The organism is Pseudomonas sp. S2_A05, assembly GCF_054668485.1.
This window is the reverse complement of record NZ_CP162775.1, coordinates 4,937,821-4,950,427: the sequence shown is the minus strand read 5'-3', so window position 1 is coordinate 4,950,427 and position 12,607 is coordinate 4,937,821. Positions and strand designations below refer to the sequence as shown.

General features: G+C 61.6%; 10 protein-coding genes and 1 tRNA gene. 3 read left to right on the top strand and 8 right to left on the bottom strand.

What is annotated here, in order from left to right:
- Positions 1-113 precede the first annotated feature (113 nt).
- A complete protein-coding gene (locus AB4O12_RS22515) occupies positions 114-1,103 on the top strand; it encodes a GGDEF domain-containing protein (protein WP_150638089.1) in 990 nt (329 codons plus the stop codon).
- Positions 1,104-1,238: 135 nt separating this feature from the next.
- On the opposite strand, the gene AB4O12_RS22510 is transcribed toward AB4O12_RS22515, so the two are convergent.
- The 3 genes from AB4O12_RS22510 to gabD form a co-directional block, all read right to left on the bottom strand.
- Entirely contained in the window at positions 1,239-2,450 is a 1,212-nt protein-coding gene (locus AB4O12_RS22510) for an HDOD domain-containing protein (RefSeq protein WP_460059755.1), read from the bottom strand.
- Positions 2,451-2,584: 134 nt separating this feature from the next.
- Positions 2,585-3,862 carry a 4-aminobutyrate--2-oxoglutarate transaminase gene (gabT, locus tag AB4O12_RS22505; RefSeq protein ID WP_016772251.1) on the bottom strand — a complete coding sequence of 426 codons (1,278 nt, stop codon included), beginning with the start codon at positions 3,860-3,862 and terminating at the stop codon, positions 2,585-2,587.
- A gap of 185 nt (positions 3,863-4,047) precedes the next feature.
- Positions 4,048-5,490 carry an NADP-dependent succinate-semialdehyde dehydrogenase gene (gene gabD / locus AB4O12_RS22500; protein WP_024011131.1) on the bottom strand — a complete coding sequence of 481 codons (1,443 nt, stop codon included), beginning with the start codon at positions 5,488-5,490 and terminating at the stop codon, positions 4,048-4,050.
- Between the two features lie 433 nt (positions 5,491-5,923).
- On the opposite strand from gabD, the gene AB4O12_RS22495 reads away from it, so the two are divergent.
- Positions 5,924-6,000, top strand: a tRNA-Arg gene (locus AB4O12_RS22495).
- Positions 6,001-6,077: 77 nt separating this feature from the next.
- On the opposite strand, the gene AB4O12_RS22490 is transcribed toward AB4O12_RS22495, so the two are convergent.
- Positions 6,078-6,347, bottom strand: a complete 270-nt coding sequence (locus AB4O12_RS22490) for a hypothetical protein (protein WP_071174021.1) — start codon at positions 6,345-6,347, stop codon at positions 6,078-6,080.
- A 46-nt stretch (positions 6,348-6,393) separates the two neighbouring features.
- The gene (locus AB4O12_RS22485) at positions 6,394-6,954 is read right to left on the bottom strand and encodes a YbhB/YbcL family Raf kinase inhibitor-like protein (RefSeq protein ID WP_016772253.1); all 561 of its coding nucleotides are present in this window, start codon (positions 6,952-6,954) and stop codon (positions 6,394-6,396) included.
- A 139-nt stretch (positions 6,955-7,093) separates the two neighbouring features.
- Between AB4O12_RS22485 and AB4O12_RS22480 the strand changes: the two genes are divergently transcribed.
- The gene (locus AB4O12_RS22480) at positions 7,094-8,617 is read left to right on the top strand and encodes an FAD-dependent oxidoreductase (RefSeq protein WP_460059754.1); all 1,524 of its coding nucleotides are present in this window, start codon (positions 7,094-7,096) and stop codon (positions 8,615-8,617) included.
- Positions 8,618-8,727: 110 nt separating this feature from the next.
- Here the strand turns inward: AB4O12_RS22480 and pgaD are convergent, their stop codons facing one another.
- Genes pgaD through pgaB form a run of 3 tightly spaced genes read right to left on the bottom strand, consistent with a single transcriptional unit; the run spans position 8,728 to position 12,600 of the window.
- The gene (gene pgaD / locus AB4O12_RS22475; RefSeq protein WP_041477426.1) at positions 8,728-9,249 is read right to left on the bottom strand and encodes a poly-beta-1,6-N-acetyl-D-glucosamine biosynthesis protein PgaD; all 522 of its coding nucleotides are present in this window, start codon (positions 9,247-9,249) and stop codon (positions 8,728-8,730) included.
- On the bottom strand, positions 9,246-10,601 hold the full coding sequence (gene pgaC, locus AB4O12_RS22470) for a poly-beta-1,6-N-acetyl-D-glucosamine synthase (RefSeq protein ID WP_095181141.1): 1,356 nt from the start codon (positions 10,599-10,601) through the stop codon (positions 9,246-9,248). Before pgaC ends, pgaD begins: the two co-directional genes overlap by 4 nt.
- A gap of 1 nt (position 10,602) precedes the next feature.
- On the bottom strand, positions 10,603-12,600 hold the full coding sequence (gene pgaB / locus AB4O12_RS22465) for a poly-beta-1,6-N-acetyl-D-glucosamine N-deacetylase PgaB (protein WP_460059753.1): 1,998 nt from the start codon (positions 12,598-12,600) through the stop codon (positions 10,603-10,605).
- Between the last annotated feature and the right edge of the window lie 7 nt (positions 12,601-12,607).

Sequence of the window (12,607 nt, the reverse complement as noted above, 5' to 3'; positions counted from 1 at the left end):
TAATGGCCGGGAACTTCGCCGAAAATCCTCTATCTCAATGACACTTCGCCATCCCGGCGGGCTGTCCTGTGGCCGTTGTCGACATTGCGGCGCGCCCTTTGAGATTTGTGCCGATGGTCAACAACAACCAGAAAGACACGTCCTTCACTCAATGGCCCGAGGCCGCGCAAACGCTGATGGCGCTGATGCACGCGCAGGGCGAAGTCGCGCGCCTGAGCGAGCGCGAACAATTGATCAGTTCGCTGCTGGTCAGCGTCAACGCCGTGCTCTGGGCTTTCAACTGGGAAACCCGACAGGTGTTGTACGTCAGTCCGGCCTATGAACGGATCTTCGGCCGTTCCGCCGCGCTGTTGTTGGCGGATTACAACCAGTGGCGCGACAGCATTTATCCCGATGATCTGGAGTACGCCGAGCAGAGCCTCGCCGAAGTCCTGCACCGAGGTGCGGTGGAAGATCGCGAGTACCGCATCATTGCCGCCGATGGCCAGGTGCGCTGGCTCAGCGACAAATGTTTTATCAATCGCCAGGACGAGCCTGGACAGCCGGTAATCATCGTCGGCATCGCCGAAGACATCACTGACAAGAAAAACATGGAAACCGAGCTGCAGCGCTTGGCCACCACCGATGTGCTGACGCAAAGCAGCAACCGCCGCCACTTCTTCGAATGTGCCCACCGCGAGTTCGCTGAGGCCCGCCGCCAAGGCACACCGCTGGCCTTCCTGTTGCTGGACATCGACGATTTCAAAGTGATCAACGACAGCTACGGCCACCCCGAGGGCGACAACGTGCTGCAACGGATCGCCGAATGCGGGCGCGGCTCATTGCGCCGTGGCGATCTGTTCGGGCGGATTGGTGGTGAGGAGTTCGCTGCGGTGTTTCCCGGCTGTGCGCCGGACATGGCCGTGCAAGTGGCAGAGCGACTGCAGCAGGAGATCCAGCGACTGCGCTTCAACCACGACGGGCAAGCATTCAGCATCACCGTGAGCCAGGGCCTTACCAACCTCACCGACGAAGACAAGAGCCTGGACAGCCTGTTCGCCCGCGCGGATGCGGCGATGTACGAGGCGAAACGGCAGGGCAAGAACCGGATTATTGCGGCCTGATCCGTATTTTGTGGCTGCCGCAATTCCTGTGGGAGCGGGCTTGCCCGCGATGAGGCCCGCACTTTCAACAAAAATGTTGCCTGCGCTGGCGCCTTCGCGAGCAGGCTCGCTCCCACATTGGAATGTGGTGATCTGTCATTTGCGCATCCGCAGCAACTCCGGCAAGCCGATCTTGAGCAACCGCGCCGTCCGGCTCTTCGCCAGTTCCTCAACGCCTTCATGCTCGGTCAGCCGTGCCATCTGCGCCGCCATGTGCATCACCAGCGCCTCGCGACTGTAAACGCCACCACCGAGCTGGTAGGCCGAAGCAATCAACTCGCGCAACTCCAGCGGCAGACGCCAGCGAGTGCGCAATGCCGAGCCGTAAGAAGCGGCAAACTTCGCCAACGCTTCACCGACCTCCTGCAACTCGTCCAGCTCGCCGCCGGCTTGTTGCCACTCCTGCAAGCAGCGCAGCAGCGCCAGATCGCCGAGCCGATGCAGCATGCCCGCGCAATAGCAACGCTCCTGATCCAGATCGAGCAGGCGCGCCAGCGTGCGCGCATATTCCGCCGTGTGCAGGGACAGTCCCCAATAGCGCTCGGCGTAATCCGCCAGGCATGGATCGCTGAGCCGCGCGCTGCGTTTGAGCGCCAGGCCGAGAATCAGGTTCATGCTCTGCCCGGTGCCGAGTCGGTGCAGCGCCTGGGCCAGGGTTTGCACCGGCGCGCCGTAGTGTTGCGCGGCACTGTTGGCGGCTGCGATCAGCACGGCGGTAATCTGCGGATCGGTGCGGACCTCTTCCTCCAGCAACTTGAGGTCCAGCCCTTCGGGATTGAGGCTACGCTTGACCGCCACTTGCACGTCGGTCATCAACGGCGCGCCATCGGCCTGCTCGCGACGCCGCTCAAGGAACACCGACAGGGTCATGCCCGGCGCCAGTGCCGGCACTTCGCAAACCACCGCTTCGCCAGCGTTGAGCAGCAAGCCCTGCAAGCGCTCGGTCAGGCCTTCCATGTTCAACGGTTTGGTCAGGTACGCCGTCGGCGCCAGCGGAATCGCTTCGCGCACGCTGGCGCTGTCGTTGCGGCTGCTCATCAGAATGAACGGCAACGGCGGATTGCGTTTGCGCTGGCGGACGCTGCGCAGCACATGCAATCCGTCGATGCCGGGCAGCTCCCAATCGACGATGGCCAAGTCATAGGGCACCTCGCTGAGCAACGACATTGCCTGCTGGCCATCGGCACACAAATCCAGACGCGCATCGCAGCGCACATTGAGTAGCACTTGTTTGAGCAGGTCACGGGACCAGGGATCGGCCTCGGCAATCAACACCCGAGGTACGGCGGGTAAATCAACGGCAGTCATGCGCGCTCTCCTTGCAATGTCTGAACCTTAGCCAATGCTGGCGATTCGATACAGCGCAAACAGGTCCGATGTGTTTCAAGGGACGAAAAAAACCCGCCGAAGCGGGTTTTTGTCGAGCTAGTCACACCAACGGATCAGAGCTCAGAGAAGCACTCTTCGATGATCGCCAGACCTTTGTCCAGTTGCTCATCGGGCGACGTCAGCGGAACCAGCACGCGCAGCACGTTACCGTAAGTGCCGCAGGACAGCAGGATCAGGCCCTTGTCACGCGCCTTGGCCACCACGGCAGCCACGGCAGTCGGGTTCGGCTTGTGGCTGTCGCCGTTTTCGAACAGCTCGACCGCGATCATCGCGCCCAGCGCACGCACTTCACCGATCACCGGGTACTTGGCCTGAATGGCCTTCAGGCCAGTGACCAGACGCTCACCGACAGCCTTGCAACGGTCCAGCAGTTGCTCTTCTTCAAACACTTCCATCACTGCCAGTGCAGCGGCGCAAGCGATCGGGCTACCGGCGTAGGTGCCGCCCAGGCCGCCCGGCGCAATGGCGTCCATGTACTCGGCCTTGCCGCACACGCCGGCCAGCGGGAAGCCGCCAGCGATGGACTTGGCGAATGTGGTGAGGTCGGCGGCAACGCCCATCTGTTCCATAGCGAAGAAGGTGCCGGTACGGCCAGCGCCGGTCTGCACTTCGTCAGCGATCAGCAGGATGCCGTGCTGGTCGCACAAAGCGCGCAGACGCTTCATGAATTCCTTCGGCGCGACGTAGAAACCACCTTCGCCCTGCACTGGCTCGATGATGATCGCAGCGATGTCTTTCGGCTCGGCGTCGTTCTTGAAGATGCGTTCGATGGAAGCGATCGAATCGTCGATGCTCACACCGTGCAGTTCGTTCGGGTACAGCGCGCGGAAGATGCCGCCTGGCATCAGGCCCATGCCGGCCGAGTAAGGCACGACTTTACCGGTCAGGCCGAGGGTCATCATCGTGCGACCGTGGTAAGCGCCGGTGAATGCGATCACGCCAGCGCGGCCAGTGGCGGCACGGGCGATCTTCACGGCGTTTTCCACCGCTTCGGAACCGGTGGTGACCAGCAGGGTTTTCTTGGCGAAATCACCCGGCACCTTGGCGTTGATTTTTTCGCACAGCTCAACGTACGGCTCGTAGGCCAGTACCTGGAAGCAGGTGTGGGTCAGCTTGTTCAGCTGTTCGGTCACGGCGGCGATGATTTTCGGGTGCACGTGGCCGGTGTTCAGTACAGCGATACCGCCAGCGAAGTCGATGAACTCACGACCTTCAACGTCGGTCACGGTGGCGTTCTTTGCCGACTCGGCGAAGATCGGGTGAATCTGGCCAACACCACGAGGTACGGCATTGGTGCGGCGGGCCATCAGTTCAGCGTTAGTCTTGCTCATTACAGTCCTCATTCGCCGCTCATCGGGCGGCGTGGTTCAAGGATGAAGCGGGAGAAATCGGCGGTAGCAGCATGCGATGATCGACTGCCACGGCGTTCCTGGCCGCAGAGAAAATTCCTGTTTGAAACCACGCAAAGGGACAGCGCTCTCGTGCCCTTTGCGTTTGCAGCGATCCCTTTCCCGGCTTAGATGCCCAGGCAGAGGTATTTGATTTCCAGGTAGTCTTCGATGCCGTACTTGGAGCCTTCACGGCCCAGGCCCGAAGCCTTGATGCCGCCGAACGGCGCGACTTCGTTGGAGATCAGCCCGGTGTTGACGCCGACCATGCCGTATTCCAGCGCTTCGGCGACACGGAACACACGGCCGAGGTCACGTGCGTAGAAGTACGAGGCCAGACCGAATTCGGTGTCGTTGGACATGGCGATCACTTCGGCTTCGTCTTTGAAGCGGAACAGCGGCGCCAGCGGACCGAAGGTTTCTTCCTTGGCCACGGCCGCGTTTTTCGGCACGTTGGTGAGAATGGTCGGCTCGAAGAAGTTGCCTTCCATCGCCTTGCCGCCCGCCAATACGGTGGCACCTTTGCTCACGGCGTCAGCGATGTGTTCCTGAACCTTGGCCACGGCTTTTTCGTCGATCAGCGGGCCGGTGGTGGTGCCGTCTTCCAGACCGTTGCCGATCTTCAGTTTGGCTACAGCTACTTTCAGCTTCTCGGCGAACGCATCGTAGACCGCGTCCTGAATGTACAGACGGTTGGCGCAGACGCAGGTCTGGCCATTGTTGCGGTATTTGGAGATGATCGCGCCTTCGACGGCCTTATCCAGATCGGCGTCGTCGAACACGATGAACGGCGCGTTGCCGCCCAGTTCCAGCGAGACTTTCTTGATGTCCTTGGCGCATTCGGCCATCAACTGGCGACCGATTTCGGTCGAGCCGGTGAAGGACAGTTTGCGCACGATCGGGTTGCTGGTCAGCTCGCTGCCGATGTCGCCAGCGCTGCCGGAGACCACGCTGAACACGCCCGCAGGAATGCCCGCGCGCTGAGCCAGTTCGGCCAGGGCGAAAGCGGAAAATGGAGTTTGCGATGCTGGCTTGAGCACCATGGTGCAACCGGCGGCCAGCGCCGGGCCGGCCTTGCGAGTGATCATTGCCGCCGGGAAGTTCCACGGGGTGATCGCGGCGGTGACGCCAATCGGTTGTTTGATGACGATCAGGCGCTTGTCCGGCTGATGACCCGGAATCACGTCACCGTAGATGCGTTTGGCTTCCTCGGCGAACCACTCGATGAACGATGCGGCGTAAACGATTTCGCCCTTGGCTTCGGCCAGCGGCTTGCCCTGCTCGAGGGTCATCAGGCGCGCGAGGTCGTCCTGGTTCTCGATCATCAGCTCGAACCAGCGACGCAGTTTGCCGGCACGCTCTTTGGCGGTCAGTGCACGCCAGGCCGGCAGCGCCTTGTCGGCGGCCTCGATGGCACGGCGGGTTTCAGCGGCGCCCATCTTCGGCACGGTGCCGAGGATTTCGCCGGTTGCCGGGTTGTTGACCTTGATCGTCTGACCGTTGTCGGCATCGACCCAAGCGCCATCGATGAAGGCTTGCTGGCGGAACAACTGGGTGTCTTTAAGCTGCATGTCGGCTTTCCTTAACAGCACCGCGGCCTGCGCGGAGCAAATTATGATTGTAGAAAGGCGCCTCGCAAGGCTGCCGTCAGGGAAATCAGTGAGCGGATTGTGGCGCATCAACAGTGCACGACCGGGCGCACCTGCGCTGCAACATCCCGCCAAAGAGCGTTTGAAATCTCAAACGGATCGTAGGTTCAAAGGGGGTAAAGGACAATAGGTCGTTCGAAAAAAAGAACAAAAATGCCGCTTTTCAGATCAACGCACACAATACCCATGCCGCAGGAAAAACCTTAGATCAACCCCGACGAAGCGCCAAGCGAGGGTTTTGCAGGACGTTACCGCTTTAAGGAATGCAGCGATTTTGCGCCGACACGCACACTGACAAAACCCGCCAAACCCGGCATGGACGCCCCGAGCCGACCTAGGTATGATGTCGCCCGCTGCACCAGTAGCTCAGCTGGATAGAGTACTGCCCTCCGAAGGCAGGGGTCGTGGGTTCGAATCCCGCCTGGTGCACCATGAATCAAACGAGAAAGCCCCGGACTGTGATGGTCCGGGGCTTTTTTGTGGGCGATGGCAAGATCGCTGGAACGCCGTCACTCCGTCGTCCAGTCAAACTCGTCATATTCATCGTCGTCATCCCCCTCCTCCTCAGCCTCGTCAAATACCTCGTCTTCTTCAACGAGGTCTTCTTCCGGCTGATTCAGCAGAAACTCCTTACGTGTCTCGGTTACTGCACGCCGCATTTGTTCGCCCTTTTCCGGGCAGTTGAGTAGCTGGGCGATGCGGTCGATTTTTGCTGCCACGGTGTCCTCCAGCGCATTGGCAATGGCTTGATAGTGCGCGTTTTCGCGGGGCAATGCCAAATGGCTGGGGAATCAGGGCAGTCAGCCGCCCGTGAGCGGCCGAACCTCAGCGGTGATAACGCCGCACCGCGCTGCTGTTGCGCAGCACATGGCCTTTGATTTTTTCCATCAGCTCGGCGCGGGTCAGGCCGGCAGGCAGGGCGTCCGGGGCGAGGTCGAGGGCGTAGATCTGGATGATGTAGTGGTGCGCGCTGTCGCCCACTGGCGGGCACGGACCCATGTAGTGGGTGTTGCCTTTGCTGTTGGTGCCGCCGACGCCTTCGAGGGCGGATTTGGCACCGACGCCGGCCGCGATCTGGTGGGTGGTGGGTTTGATGCCGTAGTGAATCCAGTGATCGACGCCCAAGCCTTTCTGGCCATCCGGGTCGTGCATGACGATGGCGTAGCTCTGGGTACCGGCAGGGCCGGCGTTCCAGCTCAACGCCGGCGACTGGTTCTTGCCGCCGCAGCCGGGTGCGTCACTTGCCGCTGCCGAGGTGAACAGACGGTTATCCGACACGCCGGGGATGCTCAGGGTGAAGCGCTCCTGGGCCTGCGCCGGGAACTGCACGCAAAGGGTCACGGCGATGGCCGCCAGCCATGGGTTGAGAGAGGTCAATCGGGTCATTCCGGGAGCACCTTGTGCAGTGAGGCCGTCGTCGGCCCGCAGACTATAGCTGTACCGTTCGTGCCTTGGCAGTAGCAAATGGCTGAACCTCGCGCGGCGCCGCCAACTCACAAGAGAAATGCCTGCGAGGAAGCCGAACATGTCCCTGCACCGTGTCGCCCGTTTCGCCGATGTCCTGCAAGACCGTGGCCTGCAAGTCGAAATCGGCGACTGCAAGATCGTCCTGCTGCGTGCCAACGGCGAGTTGCGGGCGTTTCAGGGCCTGTGTCCACACGCCGGAGCGCCGTTGGCCGAGGGGGCCTTGTGTCACGGCAGGTTGATCTGCCCCTGGCACAAAGCCGCGTACCGTGCCGAGGACGGCGGCCTGTGCGAGCCGCCATCGCTGGACAGTCTCAAGCGCTATCCGCTGGAGTTGCGCGGCGATGAAGTCTGGGTCGATGACCAGCCGTTGACCGATCCGCACACCCCGCCCGCTGACGACCCAAGAACGTTCGTGGTGGTCGGCGCCGGGGCGGCGGGCACGGCTTGCGCGGCGGCGCTACGGGAGAAGGGTTTCGGCGGACGCATCGTGCTGGTCGATGGCGAACCGGATGCCGGCTACGACCGCACGGTGTTGAGCAAATTTGTTCTCGCCGGGGAGATGTCGCCGAAAGAAGTGCCGCCGCTGCGCGATGAGGCGTTCTATCAAGCGCAACGGATTGAGCGCGTGCAAGGCGAAGTAACTTCACTCGACGCCCAAGGCAAAACGCTGCATCTGAACAACGGCGGCATCCTGCGCTACGACGCCGCTGTACTCGCCACCGGTGGCGCGCCCAATCCGTTGAAGCTGCCTGGTGCCGGGCTGGCCAACGTCTTCGTCCTGCGGTCGAAAGCCCAGGCTGAACAGATCATCAACGCCGCTCAACCGGGCCAGCGCGCGGTGATCATCGGCGACAGTTTTATTGCTCTCGAATGCGCGTCTGCCCTGCGCGAGTACGGCCTCGACGTTACCGTGCTGGCACGCCACTCAGTCCCGTTTGCCAAACAATTCGGCGAGGCCGTGGGCAAGGCGATTCGCGCCCTGCACGAAGAGCACGGGGTGAAGTTCATCAGCGAACACGAGGCTACGCAGATCCTTGGCGAGGACAAGGTCGAGGGCGTGCTGCTCGACAACGGTCTGCGCCTGGCGGCGGATCTGGTTCTCGCCGGCGTCGGCGTTCAACCGGCCACTGCACCTTTCGAATCATTGCCCAGGGAAGAAGACCAATCGTTGCGTGTCGACGACGGCATGCGCGTGAGCGATGGTTTATGGGCCATCGGTGATATCGCCACGTTTCCGCTGAGCGGCCAGCCCACTCGCATCGAGCATTGGCGCCTGGCCCAGCAACACGCGCGGATTGCTGCGGCGAACATGCTGGGTGGTGAGGAGCATTATCTGGATGTGCCGTTCTTCTGGACGTACCACTTCGGCAAGAACTACGACTATCTCGGTCACGCGCAGGAGTGGGACGAGGTCGAGTTCAGCGGTGAGCCGGAACAGCCGCCATTCATTGGCCTGTTTGCAAAAGACGGTATCGTCGTTGCGGCGGTGGCCTGCGACAAGCAACGCGCGATGGCGCTGCTGGCCGAGCGGATGAAGCAACCTCTGCGGATCAAAGAGGCCTGGACGCTGATTCAGGCCTGACACCGGTCCTGTAGGAGCTGACGAGTGCAACGAGGCTGCGATCTCTTGATCTTGTTTTTACATAAGCAAAATCAAAAGATCGCAGCCTTCGGCAGCTCCTACAGTGGAGGTCACGTCAGCCGGTTCACCGGCTCGCGTTGATCATCGCCATCGGCATGCAGAAAGATCACCCGCTGTTGCCCTGGCGGCGCGGGCAGGGCCTGCTGCTGTACCGGCCAGAAATGCGTTTCCACATGGCTGATGTCGCCGTCCTGATCGTTATGAATGGTCATCACCCCCGGCGTGCGCAGTTTCTGGAAACGCTCGTCGCACAACTTGAAACTCTTGCTCAGACCTTCATCACCAATTACCGGCGACGGCAAACGGCGCTGGGCGAAGCTGCGGCTTTTGCGTTGCTGGTAACGCGCCCAACCGATCAGAATCACCGCGTTGACGAGCGCCACCCACATATAAACCTGCAAAGTGCCCAAGGCGTCGAACGCCGAATGATCGATGCGCGGCCCGCCGGTGGTTTCGATCAACGGCCATAACCCGCGTACCAGCAGGAACAGCAGGCCAACCCAGGCCAGGACGGTGAGGATCACGTCGATCACCACCAGAAAGGGCCGCTGGCGAGTGCGGATAATTTTCATTTGATGACTTCCTCCTGGTCGTCGCCCAGCGGGCGAATGCCCCGATCAGGACTGACCCAGCGCGCGCGTTTTTTGTGTTGGCTGAACAACACTTTGGGGAAACTGACCAGGGTGGTCAGCAGACTGACGAGCCAGAACACCAACGGATACCAGACCACCCAGAACATGGTCTTGCCCAGACCCGGCTCATAGCGCCGGTCAATGACGATGCTGACGGCAAACTGCACCAGGCAGACAAACGCCAGCAACAGACCGGTGAAGGCCGGCGGCATCAGGTGATCCACGGCGATCGCGTCGGGCATGACCATGAACTTGCCCATGCCCCAGAAAATCACCGACAGCAGGAAAGTGAACGCCCAACCGGTGGACAGGCAGTATTCGAACAGCAGCGGCCACAGGTAGCGATGGCGGTACTGCCAGATGCCGCGAATGTTCTTGAACAGCACTTCGGCGCCGCCCTGAGCCCAGCGCAGACGCTGCTTCCACAGACCGCCGAGGGTTTCCGGCATGAGGATCCAGCACAGTGCGCGCGGTTCGTAGAAGATGCTCCAGTGATCCAGTTGCAGCTTCCAGCTGATGTCGATGTCTTCGGTGATCATGTCCGGGCTCCAGTAGCCGACCCGGTTCAGCGCGGTGCGGCGGAACGCGACGATCACCCCGGAGACGGTAAAGATGCGCCCGAAGACCCGTTGCGTACGTTTGATCAGGCCGATGATCGAGGAGAACTCGCCGACCTGCACCCGCCCGATCAAGGTCGAACGCGTGCGGATCCGCGGGTTGCCGGTCACTGCGCCAAGGCGTGCGTTATCCAGCATCGGCGCGACCAGATAAGCCGCAGTGTTTGGGGCCAGCAAGGCGTCGCCATCGATGCACACCAGATACTCGCTGCGCGCAGCAATCGCGCCCATGCGCAGGGCTACAGCCTTGCCCTGGTTTTCCGCCAGATGCAGAACCCGCAGTCGCGGATCTTCCTTGGCCAGCGCATCGAGCACAGCGGCAGTGTTGTCCTTGGAGCCGTCGTTGATCGCGATGACTTCGATGTTCGGGTAATGCTGCGCCAGCGCCGCGTGGATGGTATCGGCAGCGTTATCGCCTTCGTTGTAGCAAGGAATCAGGATCGAAATCAGCGGTTCGCCTTCCAGCGGCGGCGGCAGCGTGTCGTCCTGCCATGGCCAGTGGCGCTCCCAGTGCAGCCAGAAATACAGGCCGCCGGCGATCCACAACCCGGACATGAACAGTGGGTAGAAGAACACGAACGACATCAGGAACTGGCCGGTCACGAGGAAGATCAGCCCCAGCGGAACGCCAAGGACAATCGCCAGAACAAGCAGGGCTAACAGTCTATCCAGCATGTTATGGATTCCATTTGTTGGAGAGTGCAGGCCTTACGGTTTTCAGGTCTGGCAGGTTGTCGAGAAAGTTGTCCGGGTAGTAACCGAAACTGGTCGCGCCCTGGCGCTTGAGCCGGCCCATCCAGTCCGCCAGATGCACGGCGTCGATATCGGCCTGATCCTTCTGGTTCCAGTCACGCGCCTGCAATTCGAACACGGTGCGGTTGAGCGCGCCGGGACGTTTCTTCACTGTGGCGACCAGTTCTTCCAGCCACGGGCCGGACTCGGCCAGCGTCTGTTTTTCCATCAACGGCATGGCCATTGGCGCCGTCCAGTCGTAGGTGGCGAGGAAGTCATCGAGGTTCTGTGCGAACCACGCTTCGCTCTCTGGATTGAGCATCGGTTCGGCAAAGATGTTGCGTGCCGTCAGCACTTGCGGGCCGCGAATCGCACGGACTTTCGCGGTCAGTTCGTTGGTGAAGTCGATCAGGTAGCGGCTCTTGAAACGCGTCCAGCGTTGCATCGCCGCCGGATCGTCGCGCAGCGCGGCAATCGAAACTGGCAGACCTTGAGCGGCGTAGGCCTTCAGGGCATCCGGGCTGGCGTCCTCAAAATCCGAGAGCACCGCATCGTCGTGGTAGAGAATGCCGTCGACCGAGGTCAGCCGCGCCACGTCTTCATAGATTTCACCGATGATCTTGCGCACTTCGGGATTGAACGGTGACAGGCGTTTGTACTGTTTCGGATCGACCGAGGTAGTGGCGGTTTTCGGGTCCCAGCGGGTCACGCGCGGCAGCTTCGAATCCAGTTCGAAACTCAGCACCGGCATCCACGCAAAGACCTTCACGTGGGCACGGGTGCGCAGTTGCCAGGCGACGCGGTCGAACAGGTCGGCGCGCATCGGCAAGTGACGGTTGGGGAAGTACAGCGAATGCACCAGACCATCGCCCTTGGGATCGGCGAAGGCTTGCAGGAACACCGTGCTGGCGCCCAGGTCAGCCATGCGCTGCACCAGTTTGCCGAGGTTGATGTCCTGCTGGGCCGGGTCCGGGTCGTAGACGTTGTCGAGGTCGACATGCACCACGCGCATCGGCGCTTCGGCCTGCACCGAGACGATGCTGTTGGCGAAATGCTCGCCATCAGGATCGGAGGCGACCAGAAAGCGCGGCCCGCTCATCAGGTTATCGAGGGTGTCGAGGCCGTCGTCCAGGGTCAGGGCCATTTCATAGCCCTCCTCACCGACCACGGTCAGCGAGGTACCGTCGGCGGTGCCGTACGGCCAGACCCAGACGCGTGGTTTGTAACCGGTGGCCTTGCGGATCTTCTCGGAAATGTTTTTCACGTCGGTGCGAATGCGCGCCTGGAAATCGGCTTCGGATTCGTAGCGTTTGGTCACCGGGTCATAACGCCGGGTCGCGGCGGCCGGCTGCAGGTTGCCCTGCGGGTTGCCAAGGATGCCTTTGTGGTTGGCATCGGTGTGAGCGGCGATCTCTACCAACCCGGACCTGGAAATTTCGCGGATCTGCTGCCAGGTCAGGAAGTTCTCACGGTTACGCGGCGTGCCGGCGAAATCCACCGGTTGATTGAGCGGCGTGTCGATCCAGGTGCCGACCGGCGCCAGCAACGCGTGCCAGTTGTAGGCGCGCAGCACTGGCAGCACGCGGGTATAGAAGCTGGCGTAACCGTCGTCGAAACTGAGCAGCACCGCTCTCGCCGGCAGCTCCGGGCCGCCCTTGCGTGCGGCCATGATCTGATCGACGGTCACTGGTTTGTAGCCGTTCTCGCGCAGCCAGGCGAGCTGCTCGATCATGCGCTCGGTGCGCACCGCCACCACGGCCTGATCGGGATCACGGTCTTCGACATCGTGGTAGGCAATGCCGAGCACGTGGTTTTTTGGCCACGGTTGTTCACTCGCCGCGACCGGGCGCTCGGAGGGCGGCGCGAAGGCCGGGGCTTGCTGGGCGCAGGCGCTGACCAGCAGCGCTCCCAGCAGAAGGATGAAACGCGAGATAAAAGGCATCTTCAAA